36 protein-coding genes and 1 pseudogene are annotated in these 22,569 nt (G+C 39.8%); 3 read left to right on the top strand and 34 right to left on the bottom strand.

Translation table 11 applies throughout. The features are described from left to right. Nucleotides 1-50: 50 nt before the first annotated feature. A complete protein-coding gene (locus tag ACWIUJ_RS03120; protein WP_454151858.1) occupies nt 51-563 on the bottom strand; it encodes a peptidylprolyl isomerase in 513 nt (170 codons plus the stop codon). 257 nt (nt 564-820) lie between these two features. Here ACWIUJ_RS03120 and ACWIUJ_RS03115 point away from each other — a divergent pair, with 257 nt between their 5' ends. After that, nucleotides 821-1,903, top strand: a complete 1,083-nt coding sequence (locus ACWIUJ_RS03115; RefSeq protein ID WP_454168888.1) for a hypothetical protein — start codon at nt 821-823, stop codon at nt 1,901-1,903. 28 nt (nt 1,904-1,931) lie between these two features. On the opposite strand, the gene rplQ is transcribed toward ACWIUJ_RS03115, so the two are convergent. The 30 genes and pseudogenes from rplQ to ACWIUJ_RS02965 all read right to left on the bottom strand — a co-directional run bounded on the left by rplQ (nt 1,932) and on the right by ACWIUJ_RS02965 (nt 17,541). Beyond that, a complete protein-coding gene (gene rplQ, locus ACWIUJ_RS03110) occupies nt 1,932-2,285 on the bottom strand; it encodes a 50S ribosomal protein L17 (protein WP_454151860.1) in 354 nt (117 codons plus the stop codon). Nucleotides 2,286-2,294: 9 nt separating this feature from the next. Continuing rightward, nucleotides 2,295-3,302: a DNA-directed RNA polymerase subunit alpha gene (locus ACWIUJ_RS03105; RefSeq protein WP_454151861.1), complete on the bottom strand. Its 1,008-nt coding sequence runs from the start codon at nt 3,300-3,302 to the stop codon at nt 2,295-2,297. A gap of 24 nt (nt 3,303-3,326) precedes the next feature. Next, nucleotides 3,327-3,953, bottom strand: coding sequence for a 30S ribosomal protein S4 (gene rpsD, locus ACWIUJ_RS03100; protein ID WP_454151862.1), 627 nt, complete (start codon nt 3,951-3,953; stop codon nt 3,327-3,329). A 37-nt stretch (nt 3,954-3,990) separates the two neighbouring features. Continuing rightward, nucleotides 3,991-4,383 (bottom strand): 30S ribosomal protein S11, encoded by a 393-nt coding sequence (rpsK, locus tag ACWIUJ_RS03095; RefSeq protein ID WP_454151863.1) that lies wholly within the window; start codon nt 4,381-4,383, stop codon nt 3,991-3,993. 14 nt (nt 4,384-4,397) lie between these two features. Next, nucleotides 4,398-4,760, bottom strand: a complete 363-nt coding sequence (gene rpsM, locus ACWIUJ_RS03090; RefSeq protein ID WP_454151864.1) for a 30S ribosomal protein S13 — start codon at nt 4,758-4,760, stop codon at nt 4,398-4,400. A 4-nt stretch (nt 4,761-4,764) separates the two neighbouring features. Beyond that, nucleotides 4,765-4,878 (bottom strand): 50S ribosomal protein L36, encoded by a 114-nt coding sequence (gene rpmJ / locus ACWIUJ_RS03085; protein WP_454151865.1) that lies wholly within the window; start codon nt 4,876-4,878, stop codon nt 4,765-4,767. Nucleotides 4,879-5,050: 172 nt separating this feature from the next. Then, the gene (gene infA, locus ACWIUJ_RS03080; protein ID WP_454151867.1) at nt 5,051-5,269 is read right to left on the bottom strand and encodes a translation initiation factor IF-1; all 219 of its coding nucleotides are present in this window, start codon (nt 5,267-5,269) and stop codon (nt 5,051-5,053) included. 9 nt (nt 5,270-5,278) lie between these two features. Beyond that, the gene (gene map / locus ACWIUJ_RS03075; protein ID WP_454168886.1) at nt 5,279-6,037 is read right to left on the bottom strand and encodes a type I methionyl aminopeptidase; all 759 of its coding nucleotides are present in this window, start codon (nt 6,035-6,037) and stop codon (nt 5,279-5,281) included. 8 nt (nt 6,038-6,045) lie between these two features. Further along, nucleotides 6,046-7,308, bottom strand: coding sequence for a preprotein translocase subunit SecY (gene secY, locus ACWIUJ_RS03070; RefSeq protein WP_454151871.1), 1,263 nt, complete (start codon nt 7,306-7,308; stop codon nt 6,046-6,048). Continuing rightward, the gene (gene rplO / locus ACWIUJ_RS03065) at nt 7,309-7,734 is read right to left on the bottom strand and encodes a 50S ribosomal protein L15 (RefSeq protein ID WP_454168884.1); all 426 of its coding nucleotides are present in this window, start codon (nt 7,732-7,734) and stop codon (nt 7,309-7,311) included. It abuts the gene before it with no gap. Between the two features lie 18 nt (nt 7,735-7,752). After that, nucleotides 7,753-8,193 (bottom strand): 30S ribosomal protein S5, encoded by a 441-nt coding sequence (rpsE, locus tag ACWIUJ_RS03060; RefSeq protein WP_454151875.1) that lies wholly within the window; start codon nt 8,191-8,193, stop codon nt 7,753-7,755. A 12-nt stretch (nt 8,194-8,205) separates the two neighbouring features. Beyond that, entirely contained in the window at nt 8,206-8,577 is a 372-nt protein-coding gene (gene rplR / locus ACWIUJ_RS03055) for a 50S ribosomal protein L18 (protein ID WP_454168882.1), read from the bottom strand. A 10-nt stretch (nt 8,578-8,587) separates the two neighbouring features. Further along, nucleotides 8,588-9,124 carry a 50S ribosomal protein L6 gene (gene rplF / locus ACWIUJ_RS03050; protein WP_454151879.1) on the bottom strand — a complete coding sequence of 179 codons (537 nt, stop codon included), beginning with the start codon at nt 9,122-9,124 and terminating at the stop codon, nt 8,588-8,590. 9 nt (nt 9,125-9,133) lie between these two features. Further along, nucleotides 9,134-9,529 (bottom strand): 30S ribosomal protein S8, encoded by a 396-nt coding sequence (gene rpsH / locus ACWIUJ_RS03045; protein ID WP_454151881.1) that lies wholly within the window; start codon nt 9,527-9,529, stop codon nt 9,134-9,136. A gap of 9 nt (nt 9,530-9,538) precedes the next feature. After that, nucleotides 9,539-9,724: a type Z 30S ribosomal protein S14 gene (locus ACWIUJ_RS03040; RefSeq protein ID WP_454151883.1), complete on the bottom strand. Its 186-nt coding sequence runs from the start codon at nt 9,722-9,724 to the stop codon at nt 9,539-9,541. Nucleotide 9,725: 1 nt separating this feature from the next. Beyond that, complete coding sequence (gene rplE / locus ACWIUJ_RS03035) at nt 9,726-10,271, bottom strand: 50S ribosomal protein L5 (protein ID WP_454151885.1); 546 nt, start codon at nt 10,269-10,271, stop codon at nt 9,726-9,728. Next, entirely contained in the window at nt 10,271-10,507 is a 237-nt protein-coding gene (gene rplX / locus ACWIUJ_RS03030; RefSeq protein WP_454151887.1) for a 50S ribosomal protein L24, read from the bottom strand. The genes rplE and rplX overlap by 1 nt, the downstream gene beginning before the upstream one ends. A gap of 10 nt (nt 10,508-10,517) precedes the next feature. Then, nucleotides 10,518-10,886 (bottom strand): 50S ribosomal protein L14, encoded by a 369-nt coding sequence (rplN, locus tag ACWIUJ_RS03025; RefSeq protein ID WP_454151889.1) that lies wholly within the window; start codon nt 10,884-10,886, stop codon nt 10,518-10,520. Continuing rightward, a complete protein-coding gene (rpsQ, locus tag ACWIUJ_RS03020; protein ID WP_454151891.1) occupies nt 10,883-11,149 on the bottom strand; it encodes a 30S ribosomal protein S17 in 267 nt (88 codons plus the stop codon). Before rpsQ ends, rplN begins: the two co-directional genes overlap by 4 nt. After that, the gene (gene rpmC, locus ACWIUJ_RS03015) at nt 11,146-11,364 is read right to left on the bottom strand and encodes a 50S ribosomal protein L29 (protein WP_454152042.1); all 219 of its coding nucleotides are present in this window, start codon (nt 11,362-11,364) and stop codon (nt 11,146-11,148) included. The genes rpsQ and rpmC overlap by 4 nt, the downstream gene beginning before the upstream one ends. After that, nucleotides 11,351-11,776, bottom strand: coding sequence for a 50S ribosomal protein L16 (gene rplP, locus ACWIUJ_RS03010; protein WP_454151892.1), 426 nt, complete (start codon nt 11,774-11,776; stop codon nt 11,351-11,353). Before rplP ends, rpmC begins: the two co-directional genes overlap by 14 nt. 3 nt (nt 11,777-11,779) lie before the next feature. Then, entirely contained in the window at nt 11,780-12,499 is a 720-nt protein-coding gene (rpsC, locus tag ACWIUJ_RS03005) for a 30S ribosomal protein S3 (RefSeq protein WP_454168880.1), read from the bottom strand. A 2-nt stretch (nt 12,500-12,501) separates the two neighbouring features. Beyond that, the gene (rplV, locus tag ACWIUJ_RS03000; protein WP_454168879.1) at nt 12,502-13,107 is read right to left on the bottom strand and encodes a 50S ribosomal protein L22; all 606 of its coding nucleotides are present in this window, start codon (nt 13,105-13,107) and stop codon (nt 12,502-12,504) included. A 23-nt stretch (nt 13,108-13,130) separates the two neighbouring features. Next, nucleotides 13,131-13,412 (bottom strand): 30S ribosomal protein S19, encoded by a 282-nt coding sequence (rpsS, locus tag ACWIUJ_RS02995; protein ID WP_454151898.1) that lies wholly within the window; start codon nt 13,410-13,412, stop codon nt 13,131-13,133. 14 nt (nt 13,413-13,426) lie between these two features. Then, a complete protein-coding gene (gene rplB / locus ACWIUJ_RS02990) occupies nt 13,427-14,254 on the bottom strand; it encodes a 50S ribosomal protein L2 (protein ID WP_454151900.1) in 828 nt (275 codons plus the stop codon). 10 nt (nt 14,255-14,264) lie between these two features. Further along, nucleotides 14,265-14,546 (bottom strand): 50S ribosomal protein L23, encoded by a 282-nt coding sequence (locus ACWIUJ_RS02985; RefSeq protein ID WP_454151902.1) that lies wholly within the window; start codon nt 14,544-14,546, stop codon nt 14,265-14,267. A 132-nt stretch (nt 14,547-14,678) separates the two neighbouring features. Next, a pseudogene (gene rplD / locus ACWIUJ_RS02980) lies at nt 14,679-15,275 on the bottom strand (50S ribosomal protein L4); the annotation flags it as partial. Nucleotides 15,276-15,314: 39 nt separating this feature from the next. Beyond that, the gene (gene rplC / locus ACWIUJ_RS02975; protein ID WP_454168878.1) at nt 15,315-15,890 is read right to left on the bottom strand and encodes a 50S ribosomal protein L3; all 576 of its coding nucleotides are present in this window, start codon (nt 15,888-15,890) and stop codon (nt 15,315-15,317) included. Nucleotides 15,891-15,920: 30 nt separating this feature from the next. Further along, nucleotides 15,921-16,232, bottom strand: a complete 312-nt coding sequence (gene rpsJ, locus ACWIUJ_RS02970) for a 30S ribosomal protein S10 (protein ID WP_454151906.1) — start codon at nt 16,230-16,232, stop codon at nt 15,921-15,923. A 388-nt stretch (nt 16,233-16,620) separates the two neighbouring features. Further along, the gene (locus ACWIUJ_RS02965; protein ID WP_454168876.1) at nt 16,621-17,541 is read right to left on the bottom strand and encodes an outer membrane beta-barrel protein; all 921 of its coding nucleotides are present in this window, start codon (nt 17,539-17,541) and stop codon (nt 16,621-16,623) included. A gap of 188 nt (nt 17,542-17,729) precedes the next feature. Between ACWIUJ_RS02965 and ACWIUJ_RS02960 the strand changes: the two genes are divergently transcribed. Both ACWIUJ_RS02960 and ACWIUJ_RS02955 read left to right on the top strand, forming a co-directional pair. Further along, a complete protein-coding gene (locus ACWIUJ_RS02960; RefSeq protein WP_454168875.1) occupies nt 17,730-19,049 on the top strand; it encodes an MFS transporter in 1,320 nt (439 codons plus the stop codon). Between the two features lie 121 nt (nt 19,050-19,170). Beyond that, nucleotides 19,171-19,446 (top strand): NifU family protein, encoded by a 276-nt coding sequence (locus tag ACWIUJ_RS02955; RefSeq protein ID WP_454151912.1) that lies wholly within the window; start codon nt 19,171-19,173, stop codon nt 19,444-19,446. A 9-nt stretch (nt 19,447-19,455) separates the two neighbouring features. On the opposite strand, the gene ACWIUJ_RS02950 is transcribed toward ACWIUJ_RS02955, so the two are convergent. From ACWIUJ_RS02950 to ACWIUJ_RS02940, 3 genes are all read right to left on the bottom strand, one after another. Next, a complete protein-coding gene (locus ACWIUJ_RS02950; RefSeq protein WP_454168873.1) occupies nt 19,456-20,187 on the bottom strand; it encodes a hypothetical protein in 732 nt (243 codons plus the stop codon). Between the two features lie 64 nt (nt 20,188-20,251). Next, nucleotides 20,252-21,322 (bottom strand): hypothetical protein, encoded by a 1,071-nt coding sequence (locus ACWIUJ_RS02945; RefSeq protein WP_454168871.1) that lies wholly within the window; start codon nt 21,320-21,322, stop codon nt 20,252-20,254. After that, nucleotides 21,319-22,563: a replication-associated recombination protein A gene (locus ACWIUJ_RS02940; RefSeq protein WP_454168869.1), complete on the bottom strand. Its 1,245-nt coding sequence runs from the start codon at nt 22,561-22,563 to the stop codon at nt 21,319-21,321. The genes ACWIUJ_RS02945 and ACWIUJ_RS02940 overlap by 4 nt, the downstream gene beginning before the upstream one ends. Nucleotides 22,564-22,569: the final 6 nt, after the last annotated feature.

The following is a 22,569-nucleotide window of genomic DNA, read 5'->3' as shown; positions in this document are numbered from 1 at the left end:
GCAAAAGTCCTTTTTACACAATATTAGGCAGAATTGTAGCAAATCAAACCTTAAACTTCTTGTGAAATCTCAATAGATTCTATGACATCGCCTTGCTTGATAGAATCTAGCACCTTTAAACTCTGCGTATCATCTGGGCTAATGCGTCCAAACACCGTGTGTTCTCCATCTAAATGTGGCTGAGGTGCAAAGCAAATAAAAAATTGACTTCCACCTGTATTGCGCCCTGCGTGTGCCATTGAGAGTGTGCCCTTTTTGTGTAGATGAGGATTATTTTCTAACTCACAGGCTATCGCATAACCCGGACCACCTGTCCCAGCCAAGCGTGGATTATCTTTGCTATGCGGACAACCACCTTGTGCCATAAAACCAGCAATCACACGATGAAAGCTAAGTCCATTATAAAAGCCTGCATTAGCCAAGCTAGCAAAATTGCTTACCGTATTTGGCGCATCATTTGGAAAAAGTTTGATGCACATTTTTCCTTTGTTTGTAGTAATTGTCGCATAATTAAGCTTCTCAAGCTCTTCTTGTGGCAAGTTAAATGTTTTTAATTCACTCATTGTAGTTCCTTTAGCGTTTGTTAAGCGGTGTTGCATATATCCAAAGCCAGCACAAATCTTGCAAATGGGAATCTTACATACAATCTCGCTTTTAAAAAGCCACATTTTACCGATATACAAGAAACAATTTGCAATTAGTGCTTAAATTTTATACATAGAAACCAAAAACCACAAAGAGGATAAATGTCAGGGCTAGGACGGCTTATTTTTGAAGTTATAGTAGTGCTTTACCCCGCTTTTACTAAGGGCGTTGATGTATGATTAGAGTATATATTGGCGGGCTTTTACTTGGCATTATCTTGGCGTTTGTGGCGTGTTCAGAGGAGGATTACCCCATAGGCGCATCACCTGCGTGGAATTATATCCCAGATAATATTTCCTCTCTCACGCCTAAGGAGCAAGAAGAATTGCGAAAAAGACTTACCACAGCAAACAATGATAAAAACACCAATGAAACAAATAAAGACAACAAACAAGATGATGAATCCAATAATCAAAAGACCCCAAAACCTCAAAATACCAAAAAAGCCCCCTCCAAATCCCCTGCCCCACAAAAAAGACAAAAAGACCCTTTCCTCCCACAGCAAAAAGTTACAACAAAACCTTTGCCAAGTTGGATTTATTCTACTGCTATTATCGAAGTGCATTTCCACGATGGCAGTATGAGGAAGGGATTTGCCACAATGGTAAAGAATGGATTGTATCTTACTTCCTCAGAGATTGTGTATAGTGACTCCCTTATACCGAGTGCTATCTTTGCCAAAATACAAGATACAAGTGCTAACATTATTATTTGCGCCTTTAAACTCGACCTTAGAGCTATTGATATGGATAGTGGCTTGGCACTGCTTGAAAATATCGCTAGCACCGATGATTATTGCAATGTGCGAGAAAAAAGCTACTACCACGATAGAATCCAAAAAAAATATGCTGTTGATATTTTTTCCCCTACGAGCAAACTTACTCAAAACCAAAAAGTCTTTTATTCATTTATCGATGAGGGCTATTCATTTGTCCCAAAAAGTTTAAAGTTAGGGCGTGCGGAGAGCTACTTTGATGAAAAAAGACATAGAGAAATCCCCTATGGTTTCAACATTGCGCGTGAAGAATATGAGAATCTTCTCTTTGGTAAGGGGATTTTTGATAGCAACGGGAGGTTTTTAGGGATTGTTTCTTTAAGCCCAAAGAGCTTTTTGCCCGTGTTTGTAAAAAAAGAGGTATTGCAAGATTTTGTGTGTGATTTAAATGAAAGGTCTATTGTGAATAATGCAGAAATTACGCGTGGGTGTAAAAATCTAAAATACAGAGAGCGATACTTCTTAAGTAAAAGCTCTCTATAAAATTATAAGATTGTAATCTTTGTAAAAATTATTGGATAAACTCAATAATTGCCATTGGAGAAGCATCGCCTCTTCTTAAGCGAGTGCGATTGATACGCGTATAACCACCATTGCGCTCTTTGTAACGCGGGGCAATTTGTGTAACAATCTTTTTGGTGCTCTCCTTATCTTGTAGGTAAGAGAAAACAAACCTATGAGCATTTGAGTCGCCTTTCCTTGCAGTGGTTACAAGTTTTTCAACATAGCTTTGTAACTCTTTTGCCTTAAAAACACCTGTTTCAATCTTCTCATACTTAATGAGTGCTATGGCAAGATTCTTTAACAACGCTTTTCTGTGCGAACTTGTGCGCCCTAACTTTCTATATCCGTGATTATGTCTCATTGTCTTTCCTTATGCTTTAAGTTTGGCGAGCTTACGCTGAAAGGCAAGCTCCACTTCCTTTGGTAATTCCACCCCAATGGGATAACCAAGCTCTTTACATTTACTAGAGATTTCCTCATAGGATTTTTTACCCATATTTTTGATACCCTTTACTTCACTCTCTTGCATTAACACGATTTCACCAATGTATTTCAAGTGCGACCTATCAAGGCAGTTGAAACATCGCGCACTTAAATTAAGAGAATCTAAAGTAATAAGAAGCGTTCTAAGCTCACCAGAATCCTCTGCATTTTTGTTTGGTAGAGAAATCTCATTAAGATTCACACCATAAATACTCATTTGCTTATACATTACGGTGATAGCATCATTGAACGCCTCTAATGGCTTAATTTGCCCATCTGTCTCAATATCAAAAACAAGTTTTTCAAAATTTGGATTATCTTCTAGTAAAACATTGCTAATATCATACACTACTCTTTTTACAGGAGTGAAATACGCATCTAACGGGATATAACCCTCCTGTACATCAGGACGCAAATCCTCACTTGGCACATAACCTATGCCTTTTTTAATCACTAACGAAAAATTTAATTCAAAGCCCTCATTTATCGTGGCTAAATACACTTCAGGATTCACGACATCAGTAACGGAGTTTTGCAAATCCTTGCTATTAAGCACCATTGGACCTTTAAAACTATAAGTAACCTCATTACTCAAGTCGTTGTTGTCGTTTTTATCGACAATATTAAACCGAATATTTTTAAGATTAGCGATGAATTGTGAGACATCTTCTACCACACCGCGAATAGAATCAAACTCGTGTGTAACGCCGTCTATCTTAAGCGCAGTAGCTGCGTAGCCCACAGAGCTAGAAAGTAGCAATCTGCGCATAGGGTGAGCAAGAGTGATAGCATAGCCAGATTCAAAAGGAAAAACCGTGAGTTTAATGCGATTTTCTCCTATCTCCTCGACTTCAACGCTCTCAGGAATATATGGCTCTGTTTTAATTACTTTCATTTTTACCACCTTTACTTTTTATTTTTACTTAGAATACAACTCGACTATAAGTCTTTCCTCAATAGGTATAACGACTTCTTCTCGCTGTGGATAGCGCGTATAGATTCCAAAGGCTTTGTCTTTATCCACATCAATCCAAGCTACAATGCCTGTTTGCGCACTAAGCTCGATAGCACGCACAATTTGTGGATTATTTTTGCTTTTTTCTTTTATTTCAATCTTTTGTCCTGCGCGCACACTGTATGATGGTATATCGACTCGCTTACCATCAACTAAAATATGCCCGTGCGTAACAAGCTGTCTAGCAAATCGCCTTGTAGTAGCAAATCCCATACGATATACAACATTATCCAATCTTGATTCTATAAGTCGAATGAGATTTTCTCCTGTGTTGCCTTCTTGTCTATTTGCCTCTTTAAAAAGTGAGCGGAATTGTCTCTCGCTTGTCCCATACATTATCTTAGCTTTCTGTTTTTCGGCAAGTTGAAGTCCATACTCTGAAATCTTCCCTCTACGAGCTCCGTGCTGACCCGGTCCATACGCTCTTTTATCAAGCGCACTTTTCCCAGCCAATCGCCTCTCACCCTTTAAAGCCAAAGATACACCAAATCGTCTTTCTAATTTCTCTACTGCTCCTCTGTATCGTGCCATATTTGCTCCCTTTGTCAATTATTTCATAGAATCTAGCTTACACGCGTCTGCGTTTTGGTGGTCTGCAACCATTGTGTGGCAATGGCGTTACATCTTTTAACCAAAGCACCTTAATGCCCTCAACTCCACCAATGCTTTTAATCGCTGTTTCTCGCCCACTTCCCGGACCTTGCACTTTGATTCCCACTTCTTTAACTCCGTGTTCCTTTGCTTTAGCAAGCGCGCTCTCCACAGCTTGTTGCGCAGCATAAGGAGTGGATTTTTTACTTCCCTTAAATCCTAAACCACCAGCTGTCGCCCAACAAATAACATTTCCCATTTCATCGGTTACAGTTACATTGGTATTATTAAAACTCGCCGAAATACAAACAATCGCTTTAGCAATATTTTTTTTTGCTACTTTTTTCTTTGTTACATTGCGTTTTGCCATTATTGCGCTCCTTATTATTTGCTACCTACGGTTTTTTTCTTGCCCTTGCGTGTGCGAGCATTGTTTTTGGTCGTCTGTCCGCGCACAGGCAATCCCTTTCTATGTCGCAAACCACGATAAGAGCCTAAGTCCATTAGTGCCTTGATATTCATCGTTACCCTCTTGCGTAGGTCGCCCTCCACTATGTAACTCTCCTGAATCTTCTTAGCAATACTTGAGATTTCACCCTCATTTAAATCACTAACGCGCTTATCAAAAGAAATATTAACCGCCTGCAAAATATCCCGTGAGCTCTTAAGCCCAATGCCATAAATATAAGTAAGCGCGTATTCTACACGCTTTTTCTTTGGCAAATCTACACCAGCAATTCTCGCCATATTGTTATCCTTGTCTTTGTTTATGTTTTGGTGTTACGCAAATTACACGCACCACGCCCTTACGCTTGATAATCTTGCATTTATCGCACATCTTTTTGACCGAAGTCCTTACTTTCATACCATTCTCCTTAAAAGATTATTTTGTGTGTCCAAAGAGGTTGGATTCTACACAAAAAAGCATTAAAACCTTCTTAGATTCCATAAATTTATAGAATCTACCGCTTAAGATTCTCTTTTGTATTTAGGCGAGAATCCTAAACGCTAGCTTCTACAAACCCAATCATCTAACCTCACTTACTCCTATAAATGATGCGCCCCTTATCGAGGCTATAAGGTGTAAGTTCAATTTTCACCTTATCGCCAAGCAAAATTTTGATGTAATTCATTCGCATTTTCCCAGCAATACGACATAGCACAATATGTCCATTATCAAGTTGCACGCGAAATGTGGCATTTGGTAACACTTCAACCACTTTGCCATCAACTTCTATCACATCATCTTTTGCCATTTTGCTCTCCTATGCCTGCGTTAATATCTGTGCTTTGCCACCGATAACTGCCACTGTGTGCTCATAATGACTGCCATTTAGCCCATCTTGTGCGATTACCGACCAATTATCATTCAAAATTTTTGGAATCCCATCTTTTTGCGCTATCATTGGCTCGATACAAAACACCATTCCATCGCGGATTTTTGGACCCTGCTTTGGATTTGGAGACTCCAAGTAATTGGGAATCTCTGGTTCTTCGTGAGGCTTGCGACCGATTCCGTGTCCACAAAATCCCCTTAGTGGAACAAAACCACGAGCATAGATAAAATCTTCAAGCATTTTGCTTAACTCTTTAAAATGCAAACCACTTCGCACACAATCAATAGCATAATACAACGCGTCTTTAGCACAGTTAATGAGATTCTCATCTTGTTTGCTAATATCTCCAATCCCAAAAGTTACCGCTCCATCGCCATACCAGCCATTATACTGCACACCCACATCAATGCCTACAATATCACCATTTTTTAGCGTGTAATCACTAGGGATTCCGTGAATGATAACTTCATTCACGGAAATACACACAGCATTTGGGAATCCATACAACCCCTTAAATGAGGGTGTCGCCCCCCTTGATAAAATATAATCCTCAATAATAGAATCCAACTCATTTAAACTCATTCCCTCTTTGGCACTTTTTTGCCCAAGCAAAAGAGCTTGCGCGACTATTTCATTTGGGATTTGCAAACAAGCAATTTCTTTAGGATTCTTAATTGTTATAGCCATCCGCGCTCCTATAAACTTACTGCACTTAAAGTTTTGTATTTATTCATATAAATTTGCGCTTCAATTTTACGCATTGTATCAATCGCTACTTGCACAACGATAAGCACAGCCGTCCCACCAAAGTAAAACTGAATGCCCGTAGCCTTGACAATAAGCCAAGGAAGCGTAGATACAATAGCAAGATACAATGAACCCCAAAGCGTTAGATTGCTTGCCACAGCATTTAAAAATGTCGCTGTGCTTTCACCCGGACGCATACCGGGGATAAACCCGCCTTGTCGCTTGAGGTTATCAGCAATATCTTTAGAATTAAATACAATAGAAGAATAAAAATACGCAAAGAAAACTACCAACAAAAACATAAGAGCATTATAATAATATCCATTAGGACTAAGAATCACAGCGACTTCACGCACTACATCATTTGATGATGCACTATTAAGTAATGTAGATGGAAACACCAAAATAGCAGAAGCAAAAATAGGCGGAATCACCCCGCTTAAATTGATTTTAATAGGAATGTAATTCATAATGCGCTTATTTTGGTTTTGCATAATTACTTTCCTTGCATAAGAGACTTGCACCCTGCGCTCCGAAAGCTCCACCATAATAATAGCAAGCACGGTAAGCACCACCACTGCAATAAGTCCAAGGAATACAAAGATATTGATTTGGTCTGTATTGACGAGCTCAAAGAGCGTTTGGATAACAGATGGAATCCCTGAAACAATCCCAGCAAAAATGATAAGACTAATACCATTACCCACACCCCTTTGGGTAATCTGCTCGCCAATCCACATTAAAAGCATTGTCCCCGTGAGCATTGAAAACACTGCAAGACACATAAAAGTCGGCATATCTAGCGTAACAGCTGAGCGCGAGCCTTCTTGCACGCTCCCTAGCCCAATACTCACGCTCACTGCTTGGATAATTGTGATAACAATGGTTACATAACGAATGATTTGCATATACTTTTGCATTCCATCGCGTTCTTTTTTCATCTTCGCTAATCCCGCAAAAGTCGCGCTCAAAAGCTCCATAATAATCGAAGCAGTAATGTATGGCATAATACCTAAAGAAATAATGCTAAATCGCTCTACGGCATTACCATTAAACATATTAAATAAGCCCAAGATTCCATCTGCGTGCTGGTTTATAATGTTTTTAATAACGCCCACATCGACACCGGGCACGGGAATATACGCTAAGATTCTATACGCAAATAAAAACGCAAGAGTGATAAGAATCTTATTGACCAATGCCCTCGTCATCTATTTTGCCTTTGCTTCTTTGGTCTTTGTTTGACCGCTTGTTGTGATATTTTTATCCTTAATCTTTGTAGCAAAAGACTTTGCCTTTTGACCAATAATTTTGACTTTCTCAACATACAAAGGGATACTGAAATGTTGGCGTAAGGATTCTACAGTAATCTCTGTAAGAGAATCTAGCGACTTAGCTTTGTCTGCATTGATTATGTATGGCTTTTTCACACGAGAAGTAAAACCGACCTTTGGCAATCTCCTTTGCAATGGCTGTTGCCCACCTTCAAAACCTCTCTTTGCTTTATAGCCTGTGCGAGCAGTTTGTCCTTTACCACCACGAGTAGAGGTTTTACCCATACCACTGCCTTGTCCGCGCCCTACTCTTTTGATTTTCTTTACACTACCACTAGCTGGCTTAATGTTTTCTAACGCCATTATAAACTCCTTAATGTTTTAGGCTTTCATCTTTGCTAACGCATCAAATGTCGCACGCACAATATTGTAAGGGTTGTTTGAACCAAGTGATTTGGTCAAAATATCCCTAATCCCTGCTAACTCCACCACAGGGCGCACTGAACCACCAGCAATCACGCCTGTCCCCTCACTTGCGGGTTTAAGTAAAATTTTACTTGCGTTGTATTTATACTCAATGTCGTGAGGAATTGTCGTGCCCTTAATATTGACTTTAATGATATTCTTAAATGCATCATCAATCGCCTTTTTGATTGCATCTGGCACTTCTCTCGCTTTCCCTAAACCAAAGCCAATAAGTCCCTGCTTATTTCCAACAACCACCAACGCATTAAAACGGAATCTTCGTCCGCCTTTAACCACCTTTGTTACGCGTCCAATATTCACCACTACTTCACTAAATTCTTCTCTGTTGATTTCCATAACGCTTCCTTTTTATAGCTCTATGCCATTTTCTCGTAAAGTATCTGCAAATGCTGCCACAACGCCGTGATACAAGTATCCATTTCTATCAAAAACCGCCTTAGAAATGCCAACTTTTTTTAAGTCTGTGGCAAAGGCTTGAGCGATTTTCTTTACACTTTCTTTGTTGTTATTTAAACCAAGCTTTTTGCCATCTACCGCCGCGATTGTTTTGGATTGTGTGTCATCAATAGCCTGAGCATAAAAATATTTATTAGAACGAAAGATAGAGATTCTAGGTGCTTGTGCCACTCCATAGATTCTACCCTCAGAATTTTTGCCTCTCACTCGAAGCTTACGCTTAATGCGTAAAAGCTTTTTTCTTTCTAATACATTTTCTCTCATTGTTTATCCCTTATTTTTTAGAAGTTTTACCAGCTTTGCGAATGATAACTTCATCGCTATATTTTATGCCCTTACCTTTATAAGGTTCAGGTGGGCGAAACTCACGGATTTCAGCAGCAATTTGCCCAACCTGCTGCTTGTTGCTCCCCTTAATGGTAATAACATTTTTATCTACACTCATCTCAATGCCCTGTGGTATATCATATACTACAGGGTGTGAAAATCCAAGTGCAAGCTCAAGTTTTTTTCCATTTACCGCGACCTTATAGCCCACACCATTTACCTCTAGCTTTTTAGAGAATCCTTGAGAAAGCCCGACTACGATATTGTTCGCCAATGCTCTATATGTCCCCCAAAATGCACGAGATTGCACGCTATCATCTTTTTTACTAAAGCAAAGATTGGCATCTTTTAGCTCAACGCCAACGCGTCCAAAAGTCTCCAGTTCTTGACTTTCTTTTGCTCCCTTAAAGAGAATCTTAGAGCCACTTACACTTACTTCCACACCCTTAGGGATACTAATTGGTCGCTTTCCAACTCTTGACATACTTCCCTCCTACCAAATACTACACAACGCTTCGCCACCGACATTTTGGCGATACGCTTCATCATTTGCAATCACACCTTTGCTTGTGCTCACTACAATCACACCATAGCCATTTTTAAACCGCTTTAGTTCGCTACGAGCCTTGTATATGCGTCTCCCTGAAGTGCTTATTCGCTTAATCTCATTGATGGCACTCCTACCTTGCTCGTCATATTGAAGTTGCACGGTGATAGACTGCTTGCCATTATTTTCATTTACTCTAAAATCCCTAATAAAACCTTTTGCCTTAAAAACCTCAAGGATAGAAACAACGATTTTTGCATAATACAAATTCGTTACTTCAAGGCGTCTCATTGAAGCATTTCGGATTCTAGTTAGAGAATCTGCAATAACATCATTTACCATTTTTGCTCCTTACCAGCTTGCTTTACGCAATCCGGGGATTAACCCCTCATTGCCCATCTTTCGCAGACATACACGACAAAGTCCAAAGTCTCTATACACAGAATGCGGTCGCCCACAAACCTTACAACGCGTATAAGCGCGCACACCAAATTTTGCCTTTCTTTTTGCCTTTGCTACCATTGATTTTTTTGCCATTTTATCGTCCTTTTGAGAAAGGCATACCAAATAGTTCTAACAACTTGAATGCCTCCTTATCATTGTTGGTTGAAGTGATGATGTTAATGTTCATACCGTGCGTTACCATAATATCATCATACACGACTTCTGGGAATATAAGCTGTTCGCTAAGTCCAAAGCTAAAATTCCCTCGTCCATCAAAACCGCTACGCTTAATCCCGCGAAAGTCTTTCACCCTAGGAAGTGCAATAACAATAAGCTTCTCTAAGAAGTTATACATCATATTTCCCCTAAGGGTAACTTTAACACCCATTGGCATTCCCTCACGCATTTTAAATCCAGCCACAGACTTTTTTGCTTTGGTAATAATTGCCTTTTGACCAGCAATAAGCGAAATGGTATCTGCGATATTTTGCATAATCTTAGAATCTTTAGCGTGTTCGCCAGCACCAACACTAATAACAATTTTTTCTAACTTTGGCACAAGCATAGGATTGCTAAGTGAAAGCTCGCCTTTTAGCTTTGGCGCAATTTCCTCTTTATACTTTTTTCGTAATGCAAACATTATTCAACCCCTTCTGATTTTTTAACATTTGAAATGTGCATTGGCATTTCCTTATTGATAAATCCACCCTTTGGTTCTTTTTCCGTAGGTTTAATGGCTTTTTTTACCATCTTTAATCCCTCAACGATAACCTGAGCCTTTTTGGGAATCACCTTTAACACCTTGCCCTTTTTACCACGCTCATCGCCAGCGATGACCTCTACCGTATCGCCCTTTTTAATCTTATACTTTACCATTATACGCTCCTTATAACACTTCGGGTGCTAGTGAAACAATTTTCATAAAGTTTGCGTAGCGCACCTCACGGCTAACAGGACCAAATATTCTCGTTCCTATTGGTTCTTTCTTGGCATCAAGTATCACTGCCGCATTTTCATCAAAACGCACAAGAGAACCATTTTCTCTGTGGATTTCTTTTTTTGTGCGCACGATAACTGCTTTAACTACCTGCCCTTTTTTCACCTTGCCATTGGGGATAGCTTTTTTTACCGAAGCCACAATCACATCACCAACCCTCGCATATCGCCGATGACTACCACCAAGCACCTTTATACACATTATCTCTTTTGCACCACTATTGTCAGCGACATTCAAGCGTGTAAAACTCTGTATCATAGCTCGACTCCTTTAGTGATAATTTCCTTTAAGCTAAATGCCTTTGTTTTAGAGATGGGCTTACATTCAATCGCGCTTACCACATCACCTACTTTTACACTATTGCCCTCATCGTGGATAGTGTATTTTTTGAATCGCTTTACGATTTTTCTATACTTTGGGTGAAGCACCTTGCGCTCCACCAAAACTACAACACTCTTATCACCAGCCTTACTTACAACCTTGCCAGCAATCACCCTTTTATGTGCTTGTTTTTCACTCATTTTGTATCCTTATTTGTATTTTGCTTGACATCTTGCTTCGCACCTATGGCGGTGTTAATCCTAGCAATGTCCTTGCGCACAACCCTTAGCTCACTTGTATTTGGCAACTGCATTGTCTTTAGTTTAAGCCTCTTTTCAAAGAGCAACGACTTCTTTTCTTTTAACAATTCTTGCAACTCGGCAATGCTTTTATCTTTTAACTCAGTAAATTTCATTTTCACTCTCGCTCGTTATAATTTTTGTCTTAAATGGTAGCTTGCTCTGCGCTAAGGCTAATGCTTCGCGTGCCAAACTCTCCTCAATCCCTGTCATTTCATAAATAATACGACCCGGCTTGATATTCATAACCCATTTTTCCACACTGCCCTTTCCTTTACCCATTCTCACTTCTAGTGGTTTTGCAGTAAGTGGCTTATCGGGGAAAACACGAATCCAAACCTTACCAGCCCTTTTGATATGTCTTGTAAGGGCAATCCTTGCTGCCTCAATCTGACGAGAATCAATGCGTCCAAGCTCCAATGCCTTGATACCGATATTTCCATACGCCAAGCTCGAGCCACGCATCGCCTTACCACGATTGCGCCCCTTCATCTGCTTACGATATTTTGTCTTTTTTGGCATTAACATTTTTTATTGCCTCCCTCTTTTTGTTCTTTTTTGAGAATCTCTTTCTGCTCCATTGTCTCTTTCTTCTCTCTCATCTCTTTCTTGTTGGATTCCCTTTTGCAAAACTTCGCCTTTAAAAATCCACACTTTTATACCTATGATTCCGTAAGTTGTGTATGCTTCAGCAAAGCCATAATCGATTTTTGCGCGAAGTGTATGAAGTGGCACACGACCTTCCATATACCATTCGGTGCGAGCCATCTCAGCTCCTGCCAAGCGTCCAGAGACTTTTACTTTAATGCCCTTTGCGCCTGATTTAATCGCTGATTGCATAACTTTTTTCATCGCTCTTCTAAACGCCACACGCTTTTCTAATTGTGTTGCGATATTTTCTGCAGCAAGTTGAGAGTTTGTTTGTGGGCGTTTTGCTTCTTTTATGTTGATAGTTACTTCCTTACTTACAAGTTTTTTAAGCATTTCTCGGTTTTTCTCAATATCTACACCCTTCTTACCAATGATAAGTCCGGGTTTAGAGGCGACCACAGTTACGCGGACTTTCCCAGCTGCACGCTCAATGATAATCTCACTCACCCCTGCATAATACATTTCTTTTTTCAAAAATTTACGAATTTTATGGTCTTCTAAAATATTTGAAGGTGCTTCATCAAAAGCTGGAAACCAGCGTGAAGCCCAATTTCTGTTTATCCCTAATCTTAACCCAATCGGATTTACTTTTTGACCCATACTTATTTGCCCTCACCTTCAGTTTTTTTGTTTGCCTTTGGCTTAGTTTGTTTTGGCTTTGCAGAATCTACACTAGATTGCACATTTGCCTTTGTAGCCTTAGGTTTAGTTTGTGTTGTTTTTGACTTAGATTCCACTTGTGTAGATTCCTTAGTCTTAGGTTTAGCTGTTGCACTTGTTTTTGTCGCTTGAGGTTGAGTTGTGCTAGTTTTTGCGCTTTGTTGTGTCTCTTTAGAAACCACTTTGTCATTGTTTTTAGTTTTTGCTTGTTGTTTTTGTTTTTCTTGAGATTTTTGTGTCCCAACTTCTACAAAAATATGCGACATTGGCTTTCTAATAGGTGTGGCTCGACCACGCGCTCTAGGTGTGAAACGGCGTAAAACCGCACCTGCATCAACCCTACAAGAAGTAATAATAACCTCTTTGGCGTCATAGCTTCCATTTGCCACAGCTGAAGCGATGACTTTATAAATCACCCGTGCTGCCTTATTAGGTGTAAATTCCAAACTTGCAAGCGCAAGCTCTGCGTTCATTCCTTGCACTTCTCTTGCCACTAAACGCGCCTTTGTTGGAGAAAGTCTAATATTTCGTAACAATGCTTTACTCATTTTCTACCTCTACTTATCAATCTTTATTTGCCAATTTTCTTTTGGACACTGCCCTTGTGCCCCTTGAATGTCCGTGTAGGTGCAAACTCCCCGAGCTTGTATCCCACATGATTTTCTGTAATATACACAGGCACAAATGCCCTACCGTTATGGACATTAAAAGTTAGTCCAATCATATCAGGGAGAATCGTGCTCCTGCGCGACCAAGTTTTGATAGGTTTATTGTCTTTTGCCTCTTTGCTTTTGGCGACTTTCTTTGCCAAATGAGAATCTATAAAAGGACCTTTTCTAATCGACCTTGCCATTGTTGCTTCCTTTGTTATTTTTTCTTTCTTGAGATGATAAGTCTATCGCTCGCTTTTTTCTTGCGAGTTTTAAAGCCCTTAGCAGGCGTGCCCCAAGGTGAAACAGGGTGTCCGCTAGAGCCTGTCTTGCCCTCTCCACCGCCGTGTGGGTGATCTACAGGGTTCATCGCACTACCACGAGTTTGTGGGCGCACTCCCAAATGACGATTACGCCCTGCCTTACCAATAGAAATGTTGATAAAATCTTCATTTCCTACCACGCCGATTGTCGCCATACATTCTTCTAAGATATAGCGCATTTCACCGCTTGGCATTCTTAGGATAATGTATTTGCCCTCACGCCCCATTATCTGCGCACTTGCTCCTGCACTTCTAGCGAGCTGTCCGCCAGCACCGGGGTGCATTTCGATATTATGCACGATTGTGCCTATGGGGATAGCTTTTAGCTTCATCGCATAGCCTGTCTTTATGTCTAGCCCAGATTCCGCTGCAATGACTACACTGCCTACACTTAGCCCACTTGGCTGTAAAATATATCGCTTCTCGCCATCAGGGTAAGAAACAAGCGCGATTCTGCAGTTGCGATATGGGTCGTATTCAATCGCCACCACTTTACCCTCGATATTAAATTTATTGCGCTTAAAGTCAATAATTCTATAGAGTTTCTTTGCACCACCCTCTTTGTGTCGGCTCGTGATTCTGCCATTGTTGTTGCGCCCTGCACTCACAGGCAATTTTGTCAAAAGTCCGCGCACACTAGGTTTAGCGGTAATATCTTTTGAGCTAAGGTTGCTCATAAACCTGCGAGATGGCGTATATGGTTTATAGGTTTTAATTGCCATTTGTTACTCCTTATACTGATAGCGCATCGATTTTTGCGCCCTCTGGAATCTTTACATAAAATTTCTTAAAAGAAGCTCTTTTGCCAGCTCTTCCACGAAATCGCTTTGACTTTCCCTCTTGTCTTAAAGAATTGATTCTAATAGGGGTGAATCCAAAGTATTCTTTAAAAACAGCTTTAAGTTGATTTTTGCTTACGCCATCAGCTGTCTGCACGACAAGCACACCGCGCTCCTGCATAGAAAGCGACTTTTCTGTATAAAGAATTGCTTTAATATCTGTTATATCTGCCATTGTCGCTCCTTATGCCTCTTTAGGTTTTTTTGTGGATTTTGTGCTTGCTGGCTTAGATGAGGGCTTTTTTGCCTCCTCTTTTTGTGTGCTTTGCTTTACTTTGTCTTGTTTTTGTGCAGATTCCTTACCGATGAGTGCCTCAAAAGCCTGCTTCTCTATTACTACTGAGCGAAAGGTCGCCACAAGATACGCATTAAGCTCATCAAAATCTACCAAAAAGCAATCACGCAAATTACGAAATGCTAACGCACTCTTTTCATCACTAAACTGCGCGACAAAAAGCGCGTCTCGCACACCAAGCTTTGAAAACTTAGCAAAAGCATCTTTTGTCTTCCCGCTACTTACCGACACAGAATCCACGATAAATAAAGCTCCATTTTGTGCCTTTTTCTCTAGCGCATATTCCAATGCCAAACGCTTTTGCTTTTTGTTGATTTTTAATGTATAGTTACGCTTGCTCGGTCCGTGCGCCACACCACCGCCTACAAACACAGGCGAAGTGATACTCCCTGCGCGCGCTCTACCGCCACCTTTTTGCGCCCAAGGCTTTTTGCCACCGCCACTTACATTGCCACGAGTCTTTGCTAATGCGCCATTTGCGCGGATAGAAGCCTCATACGCCTTAACACACAAATAGAGATTATGCTCGTTGATGTCGGCATACGCCTTTGGTAGCTCGACCTCACTACTTTTTTTAAGATTCTCATCTAAGAAAATTGCCTTGCTCATTGCCTAACCTTTATTTTAACTTTTTTAATAAATCCATAATTAAATCACTTGGATTCTGCCATAAGCACCCTTATGTCCAGCGACAGAGCCCTTAAGCACCAAGATATTACTTTGCTTATCAAACGAAAGCACCACATTTTTACCATTCACAAGCTCATTGCCATAATGTCCAGCCATTTTTTTGCCCTTTTGCACGCGTCCAGGCCACTCGCGATTCCCAATAGAGCCTAATCGTCTATGGAATCTTGAGCCGTGCGCCGCAGGACCACCTTGAAAATTCCACCGCTTCATCGCACCGCTAAATCCACGCCCTTTGGTGTAAAATATGCTTTTCACTGTTTTAGCAGATTCTAAAACATCAAGGCTCAAATCACCTTGCTGTGCGCCCTCTAACTCAAGTGTAGCAAACTTGTTAAATTCTTTACTTAAGTTATACTTTTTTTGTGCTCCCGCTATGGGTTTGTTTGTGCCCTTGCCTTTAGAGTAGGCTACTATGGCTTTACCATTTTCGCCCACTTCGCACACCTTAGCATTTAGGACACGAAGCAGTGTAACCGCCTCGCTCTTGCTCCCTATGGTGCGACTCATACCAATCTTTTCAACGATAAACTCCATACAACTATCCTTTTATAAATGTAATCAAATCTACTTATCCATTGAAGTTACTTCTACATCAACCTCAGGGGCAAGTGCCAAACTCATTAAGCTATCCACGGTCTCAGGTGTAGCTGATATTATATCAATGATACGATTATGCACGCGGATTTCAAACTGCTCGCGTGAATCTTTGTTGATATGTGGCGACTTGAGCACGGTATAGCGTCTCTTTTTAGTCGGTAGTGGGATAGGTCCTTTGATTTCTGAACCTGTGCGCTTAACTGCCTCGACAATAGCCGAAACAGAGCGGTCTAAAACCCTGTGGTCATAAGCCTTTAACTTCAATCTAATCTTTTCCATATCTATCCTTTTTGCACAAAGAACTCATTACTTTTGCAATGTTTTTAAGGTGTGAATTGTAGTAAAAAAATTATTTTTTTGCAAGAGTTTTTCACACTTTTGGCATTTTAATTTAAATTTATTTCCTTTTTATAAGGAAATTTATGTATGGTGCAAATAAAATTGTTTTATTATGTTGAGCGAAGCGAAATATCTAAAAATAATACAAAAAGAGATACTTTAGCTTCTATGAAGCCTCAGTATGACAAATAAGATTTTGGATATTTACAATATGACTGAGTGAAGTCTATATAGATTGCCACGAATCGCTTGCGCGATTCTCGCAATGACAAATGCAAATTTGTCGTATTGAAAGGCAAAATGCTCAAAGTATGAAGTATCTAAATTCCTAAAAATTAAACATATACCTCAAAAAAACATTCCATCCTTGTCTTGATTTGATGACATTATTCATTACGTGCATTATACCGCCACCTTGCATATTAGTCGCTGTCTCGCCATCGAGGACTGCTCTAGAGTATATCGGCACTCGCACGCCTAATTCCCAAGTCTGAAAGCCATAAGTATTCGCCCTTAAGCCCGCCGTAATCGCCATATCAAGCCCGAAGCGACTATCATCTAATCGCTGATTATTTTTATTATACCCACCAATGTTACCATTGACGGAAGTATTTTGAAGGTCATTATATACGCCTAAGATTTCTTCTAAGCGTGAAGAGTTCCAATACTGTATCCCAGCACTCGCCCCTGTAAATACGCCTGCCGTAAAATTCTTGCGGAAAAAGAAATTTAGCATTACATCGACATTGGCATTAAAATTGATTTGATAAGTTTTTATATTCTTGCCACCGGGTATAGTAAAAAGATTGTTGTAACTCAACTCCTTGCTCTCAAAGGTAAAATCGTTATAAAATACCGAGTTATAGACCCTTAAGCCAAAATGTCGTCCAAACCAATGGTTATATCCCGCTAAAAACCCATATCCTATCCCATTATCTCTATGGCTAATGGGATCTCCTTTGCCATTAGTTACAGTTAAGCCTGAGAGTTGTTTATGTTTATGATTTTCGTTGTATAAAAAGTCGCCATATAAAACTTGCAGACCAACAAAAAAGCCATTCTTATCACTGGGCTTGATTTTTTTCTTTTGATTTTGAAATCTCGCCCTCGCATCAAATAAATCATCAATGTTAGGAGCTGCCTGCAATGGGATAAAGCCTGCTATCGCTATCACAAGAGAAGCGATGATTAGCTTACGGGGGGGGGGGGGGGAACTGCGTGTCGTCATTGCGTGAGAAATTTTTGTCATAATTAACTCCTTGTTAATAATTTTATTTAATTAAGAAATTCTAGCATAGAAATCGAATGTTTTTACAGAAAATCACTTTGCAATATAAAAAAATCCTAAAATAAATTTTGCCCTAAGATTCTCATTTATTGCTATTTTTTGCTAACATACTCGATTATATTATCATAAAAAATTTTAGGGAATCACCAATGTTTAAAGACATTTTCGCACTCACACTCGTTTCATCGTTGCGCTTCTTTGGGCTTTTTATCGCATTGCCTGCTATTGGCATTTATACTAAAAGTTTTGAGACAAGCGCATTTTTGGCAGGCATTGCCGCTGGTGGGTATGCTATCACACAGATTATTTTTCAAACCCCATTTGGAATCTTAAGCGACAAATACGACAAGAAAAAAATCATTATTGTAGGACTACTGATTTTTATCGCGGGCTCTCTTATCTGTGCGTTTTCAGACTCTATTGCTATGCTTATTGTCGGGCGATTTTTACAAGGAGCAGGGGCGATTGGCAGTGTGATAAGCGCGCAAATCGCCGAACTGACAAGAGAAGAGCAACGCACCAAAGCAATGGCGATTATGGGGGCTGGAATCTTTATAGGATTTATCTTAGCGATGATTTTAGGACCACTTGTAGCAGGATATTTGGGACTTAATGCCATATTTTTCCTCACTGCGATTCTAAACATTATCGCTCTTGTTATTTTGGTGCTAAAAGTCCCTCCCACACCAAGTATTCGATATTCTTTTAGTAATGCGCCTTTTAGTGATGTATTAAAAAACAAAAATTTACAAGTGATGAATTTAAGCGCGTTTTTGCAAAAGTTTTTGATGATTAGCACCTTTATCCTTGTCGCACTTACGCTAGATTCTAAGTTTTCTTACAATGAGCAAGATTTGTGGGAGATATATGCGCCAGCTGCAATTTTAGGGCTTTTGGCACTTGGTCCAAGCAGTATCTTAGCACAAAAAAAGGGCTACTTCAAGCAAGTAATGCTTTTTGGGATTGTATGTTTTGCCCTATCTTATCTTTTGTTGGGAATCGGCGTGTATTATAATGCACTTTGGGTGTTTGTGATAGGTGTGTTTGTGTTTTTTATAGGATTTTCCATTCACGAGCCTATTATGCAAACGCTCACAAGTCGCTATCCTAAAGCTCACCAGAAGGGAAGTGCGCTTGGGTTTTTTACTACAATGGGATTTGTGGGGTCTGCACTTGGTGCGATAAGTGCTGGAGAGGCATATCAACATTTTGGTTTGCTTACCTTAAGCATAGCCACAGCGTTTGTATGTGTGGCGTGGGGGATTGTGATGATATATTTCTTAGAGAATCCAATCAATGAAAAAAATCTCTATTTTGAGATTGAACACTATCCACAAGAGCACTACAAAAGGTTAGATTCTCTAAATGGCATTATTGAGTGGTATAGCAATCTCACACAAGGTGTAGTGATAATAAAGTTTGATAATACACAAGTAAGTGAGGAAAAGATTATCCAAACTCTAAAATAAGGGGTGTAAAATTATGGAAAGTGAAAAATTTGTCATAGCGGGCGTCTTAATCGTGTATATGATTTTTTTAATCTATCGCAATCGCCATTACTTTAAAAAAGACTAATATTTGGAGAAAACAATGCAAGACTTTCCATTCAGTGATGAGGAACTACAAACTCCCGTAAGAGTGGTTATTGAGAAAGTGCGCCCAATGCTAAACCTTGATGGCGGGGATATTAGCATTTTGGGGATTAAGGATTCTAAAGTGTATGTGAGATTAGAGGGTGCGTGCCACGGATGTCCAGCAAGCGCAAATACACTAAAATTTGTCGTAGAAAATAAGTTAAAAGAAGAAATTCACCCTAATATTGAGATTATCAACATTCCTCACGACCAGCCAAATCCCTTTGCTTAAGCTCTGTGATTAGCGTATATTGATAGGAATCTTTAGCGAGATTCTAAAAGAATGCTGTGTGGGCGTATCTTTCGCATAATCTGTGCGATAAATCAATGCAAAATGCACGGGGAAACTTGGGTAAAGCAATGCACCAAAATCTATATAATTTCCACTCTCTAAATTTGCGTGCTTAAATCGATAGCCAAATCCAAGAGAGAAGCTTAGGGCTTGATGTCCTTTGAAATTTAAAAGCTGTGGGTGATAATATCCCTCTGCACCCAATCGAAATACAGAATCTAATGGTGCGTGAATATCAAGTGCTTGCTCATAACGCGCCCTTACACCAAAGAAAAACTTCCTATTTGCACACTCACTGGGTAATCCCAAAGAACCTATGTCAAATGAAAAAAATCTCGGGGGTAAGGGTTTGTTTTCATCTCGCAAATTCCACATATAACCAAAGCCAAAACTTGCAGAATTAAAGCGATTTGATATGGCATTAAGCCCGTGAGCACGAGAAACTCTACCCTCCTCGCAAAAAATCTTTGGAGTGGGTTTGCCGTTATAAGTTATTTCTCTTTGCTCATCTTGCATTTGTGATTGTATCAATCCATCTAAATACTGCATTGCGCGAATCTCATCTTCTTTTGTAAATTCATCGCCCAATGCTATTAGCGGAGCTAGCACAATACACAGCATAAAAACAACTTTGCTAAGCACAATCTCTCTTTTGTGTGGATTCCAAATTTTGTGTCTCATCGCTCACTCCAAAAAGTAAATTCCTAATCATAGCAAAAAGCGCGTAAGATTCTCAAATTTTACCCTATTTAATTTTTCTTTCTACGATTTCAAATGGTGCTTCGCGTAACATTTGCGCATAAGAAAACACCACGCCAATCATTATATTATTCCCACTTACGCGCATATTTTTGCCTTGCAAGGCATAAAGTTTAGCAAAAGGAGCGATTTTAAGTTTTTTATAGAGATTAAGATTGTAGCGCACTTCAGTTTCTAAGTAATACTTTGGATTATATTCACTCTGCGTTGTATTGTGCAAATAATCACGAAAATTAAGCATAAAGGTTAAATTTGTGGTATTTCTTAGTCGTTTATCAAGGCTTAGTCCAATCTCATACCCAAAACTTTGTGTTGCAATATTTGGGTTAAAATCTTTCTCGCCAAAGGCAGTAAGCATAAAGTCCTTTAGCACAATCCCGCTAAAAAGTTTCAATCCCGCATTGATACGCACGATTTGTCGCCTGCCTAACTCACTTGTCGATGGCACAAATTCTGTTTGATAAGAAAGCCTACTATATGGACCAAATTCAAAATGCCACTTTGGCACGCCAAACGCCTCATTAATCTCCCATAGTCTTTGTGTATAATCCGAGCTTAATAAGATTCTATCAATCGTTTTGTTATCAATGGTTTTAGAATCTTTTGGGAAAATAACCGTGCGTCCATACTCAGCAAGGAGTGAATTAAACACCACAAAGTTGTGCGTATAATAATCTGCATTTAAACTCAATATACCTTGTGCGACAATTTGAGAATCTCCTTGCAAGCGCGTATCCGCAGAAATCACATACAAATCTTGGTTTTGCAAAGTAGTAGAAGAGAAATTTATTGACATTTGCTTTAAATCAATTTGCCAACCAATTTTTTGCTCCTTATAGACAATCTCCACTTCCTCTTGCTTTGGTTGCTGGACTTGTGCTTGTATGGGTTGTTGCTCTTTTGGCTGCTCTGGTGTTACTTGCTCGTTATTTGGTTGCTCTTGTTTTGGTTGCTCTTGTTGGCTTTGGGTGGGTTGCTCGCCCTCACCTTGCGCACAAGTGATAAGTAATCCACCTATGACACACACTCGCAATACATTCCATAGCAAAGTTTTCATTTTTGTCCTGTGTTATGAATTTTCTCTAACCACTCATTAAGCGTTTTTTCAAAACCCTTGTTTGTAGATTCTACAAGATGCAAATCTTTAGCAAGATAGCTTTGCTCTACCCAACCACCAAAATCGTGGGGATAAAGATACTCTTTTGCGTGGGGTAAAATATTTGGTGCGATAGGAATTATCTCACCAGATTCTATCATATCTAATGCTGTATTTATCGCCTTATATGCAGTATTTGATTTTGGAGAACTTGCGAGGTAAATCACACATTGAGAGAGGATTATCCGCGCCTCTGGATAGCCTATTTTACTCACTGCAAGCATTGTAGAAGTAGCTATATTAAGCGCATTTGGATTGGCATTGCCAATGTCTTCGCTCGCCAAAATTACTAATCGCCTAGCAAGAAACTCCGCATCTTCACCTCCAGCAATAAGGCGCGCGAGATAATACACACTTGCATTGACATCACTACCACGAATAGACTTAATAAGCGCGGAAGCAAGATTGTAATGTGTATCTTGCTCGCTTGTCCCATCGTGCAAAGCATACGGACGCAGGGATTTTATAGAATCTATGCTAATTACTTGCGTGAAAGACAAGGCTTGCAAGGTATTTAACATAGCGCGGGCATCGCCTGCACTCGTTGTGATAAGATACTCGCAAGCTTCTTTATCAATGCACTTTGTGGAATCTCTACTTTGTTCTGCGCTCGATTCCACAAACCCCAAAGATTGCAACGCTGTGTGTAAAATACGCTCCATTTGTGCGTAATCAAGTGGTTTAAACTCAAATAAAAAGCAACGCGAGCGAATGGCGTTTGTGAGAGTGAAAAATGGATTATTTGTGCTTGCACCTAAAATCAAACTTCTACCCTCCTCCATTATAGGCAACAAATATTCTTGCTGTGGTTTGCTTAAGCGATGAATTTCATCGATAAACACCACGCATTTAAGCAATGAATTTTCATATTGTGTAAGAAACTTTTTCAACTCTTCGAGTTTGAAATTTGTCGCATTAAAAAATCCAATTTCACGCCTTAAACTCTTAGCTATAATGCGTGCTAGCGTAGTCTTGCCACTTCCCGGAGGACCGAAAAATATGCAATGTGGCGGAGCAAAACTCTCATCACTTAGGGCAGATTGTATGCTTTTACGCAATGGAGTATCTGCCCCAATGATATGCTCCTGCCCCACAAAATCATCAAAAGTGCTCGGACGCAAAAGTGTAGTAAGATTTTGCATTGTATG

The organism is Helicobacter sp. 23-1046 (genome assembly GCF_053654635.1).
Note: the sequence above shows the minus strand (reverse complement) of the source record. Positions and strands in the feature narration are given on the sequence as shown.

What these genes read in the sequence shown, in the direction of transcription:
- ACWIUJ_RS03120 (WP_454151858.1), bottom strand. Translation starts at nt 563, where the DNA reads ATGAGTGAATTAAAAACATTTAACTTGCCACAAGAAGAGCTTGAGAAG.
- ACWIUJ_RS03115 (WP_454168888.1), top strand. Translation starts at nt 821, where the DNA reads ATGATTAGAGTATATATTGGCGGGCTTTTACTTGGCATTATCTTGGCG.
- rplQ (WP_454151860.1), bottom strand. Translation starts at nt 2,285, where the DNA reads ATGAGACATAATCACGGATATAGAAAGTTAGGGCGCACAAGTTCGCAC.
- ACWIUJ_RS03105 (WP_454151861.1), bottom strand. Translation starts at nt 3,302, where the DNA reads ATGAAAGTAATTAAAACAGAGCCATATATTCCTGAGAGCGTTGAAGTC.
- rpsD (WP_454151862.1), bottom strand. Translation starts at nt 3,953, where the DNA reads ATGGCACGATACAGAGGAGCAGTAGAGAAATTAGAAAGACGATTTGGT.
- rpsK (WP_454151863.1), bottom strand. Translation starts at nt 4,383, where the DNA reads ATGGCAAAACGCAATGTAACAAAGAAAAAAGTAGCAAAAAAAAATATT.
- rpsM (WP_454151864.1), bottom strand. Translation starts at nt 4,760, where the DNA reads ATGGCGAGAATTGCTGGTGTAGATTTGCCAAAGAAAAAGCGTGTAGAA.
- rpmJ (WP_454151865.1), bottom strand. Translation starts at nt 4,878, where the DNA reads ATGAAAGTAAGGACTTCGGTCAAAAAGATGTGCGATAAATGCAAGATT.
- infA (WP_454151867.1), bottom strand. Translation starts at nt 5,269, where the DNA reads ATGGCAAAAGATGATGTGATAGAAGTTGATGGCAAAGTGGTTGAAGTG.
- map (WP_454168886.1), bottom strand. Translation starts at nt 6,037, where the DNA reads ATGGCTATAACAATTAAGAATCCTAAAGAAATTGCTTGTTTGCAAATC.
- secY (WP_454151871.1), bottom strand. Translation starts at nt 7,308, where the DNA reads ATGACGAGGGCATTGGTCAATAAGATTCTTATCACTCTTGCGTTTTTA.
- rplO (WP_454168884.1), bottom strand. Translation starts at nt 7,734, where the DNA reads ATGGCGTTAGAAAACATTAAGCCAGCTAGTGGTAGTGTAAAGAAAATC.
- rpsE (WP_454151875.1), bottom strand. Translation starts at nt 8,193, where the DNA reads ATGGAAATCAACAGAGAAGAATTTAGTGAAGTAGTGGTGAATATTGGA.
- rplR (WP_454168882.1), bottom strand. Translation starts at nt 8,577, where the DNA reads ATGAGAGAAAATGTATTAGAAAGAAAAAAGCTTTTACGCATTAAGCGT.
- rplF (WP_454151879.1), bottom strand. Translation starts at nt 9,124, where the DNA reads ATGTCAAGAGTTGGAAAGCGACCAATTAGTATCCCTAAGGGTGTGGAA.
- rpsH (WP_454151881.1), bottom strand. Translation starts at nt 9,529, where the DNA reads ATGGTAAATGATGTTATTGCAGATTCTCTAACTAGAATCCGAAATGCT.
- ACWIUJ_RS03040 (WP_454151883.1), bottom strand. Translation starts at nt 9,724, where the DNA reads ATGGCAAAAAAATCAATGGTAGCAAAGGCAAAAAGAAAGGCAAAATTT.
- rplE (WP_454151885.1), bottom strand. Translation starts at nt 10,271, where the DNA reads ATGTTTGCATTACGAAAAAAGTATAAAGAGGAAATTGCGCCAAAGCTA.
- rplX (WP_454151887.1), bottom strand. Translation starts at nt 10,507, where the DNA reads ATGGTAAAGTATAAGATTAAAAAGGGCGATACGGTAGAGGTCATCGCT.
- rplN (WP_454151889.1), bottom strand. Translation starts at nt 10,886, where the DNA reads ATGATACAGAGTTTTACACGCTTGAATGTCGCTGACAATAGTGGTGCA.
- rpsQ (WP_454151891.1), bottom strand. Translation starts at nt 11,149, where the DNA reads ATGAGTGAAAAACAAGCACATAAAAGGGTGATTGCTGGCAAGGTTGTA.
- rpmC (WP_454152042.1), bottom strand. Translation starts at nt 11,364, where the DNA reads ATGAAATTTACTGAGTTAAAAGATAAAAGCATTGCCGAGTTGCAAGAA.
- rplP (WP_454151892.1), bottom strand. Translation starts at nt 11,776, where the DNA reads ATGTTAATGCCAAAAAAGACAAAATATCGTAAGCAGATGAAGGGGCGC.
- rpsC (WP_454168880.1), bottom strand. Translation starts at nt 12,499, where the DNA reads ATGGGTCAAAAAGTAAATCCGATTGGGTTAAGATTAGGGATAAACAGA.
- rplV (WP_454168879.1), bottom strand. Translation starts at nt 13,107, where the DNA reads ATGAGTAAAGCATTGTTACGAAATATTAGACTTTCTCCAACAAAGGCG.
- rpsS (WP_454151898.1), bottom strand. Translation starts at nt 13,412, where the DNA reads ATGGCAAGGTCGATTAGAAAAGGTCCTTTTATAGATTCTCATTTGGCA.
- rplB (WP_454151900.1), bottom strand. Translation starts at nt 14,254, where the DNA reads ATGGCAATTAAAACCTATAAACCATATACGCCATCTCGCAGGTTTATG.
- ACWIUJ_RS02985 (WP_454151902.1), bottom strand. Translation starts at nt 14,546, where the DNA reads ATGGCAGATATAACAGATATTAAAGCAATTCTTTATACAGAAAAGTCG.
- rplC (WP_454168878.1), bottom strand. Translation starts at nt 15,890, where the DNA reads ATGGAGTTTATCGTTGAAAAGATTGGTATGAGTCGCACCATAGGGAGC.
- rpsJ (WP_454151906.1), bottom strand. Translation starts at nt 16,232, where the DNA reads ATGGAAAAGATTAGATTGAAGTTAAAGGCTTATGACCACAGGGTTTTA.
- ACWIUJ_RS02965 (WP_454168876.1), bottom strand. Translation starts at nt 17,541, where the DNA reads ATGACAAAAATTTCTCACGCAATGACGACACGCAGTTCCCCCCCCCCC.
- ACWIUJ_RS02960 (WP_454168875.1), top strand. Translation starts at nt 17,730, where the DNA reads ATGTTTAAAGACATTTTCGCACTCACACTCGTTTCATCGTTGCGCTTC.
- ACWIUJ_RS02955 (WP_454151912.1), top strand. Translation starts at nt 19,171, where the DNA reads ATGCAAGACTTTCCATTCAGTGATGAGGAACTACAAACTCCCGTAAGA.
- ACWIUJ_RS02950 (WP_454168873.1), bottom strand. Translation starts at nt 20,187, where the DNA reads ATGAGACACAAAATTTGGAATCCACACAAAAGAGAGATTGTGCTTAGC.
- ACWIUJ_RS02945 (WP_454168871.1), bottom strand. Translation starts at nt 21,322, where the DNA reads ATGAAAACTTTGCTATGGAATGTATTGCGAGTGTGTGTCATAGGTGGA.
- ACWIUJ_RS02940 (WP_454168869.1), bottom strand. Translation starts at nt 22,563, where the DNA reads ATGCAAAATCTTACTACACTTTTGCGTCCGAGCACTTTTGATGATTTT.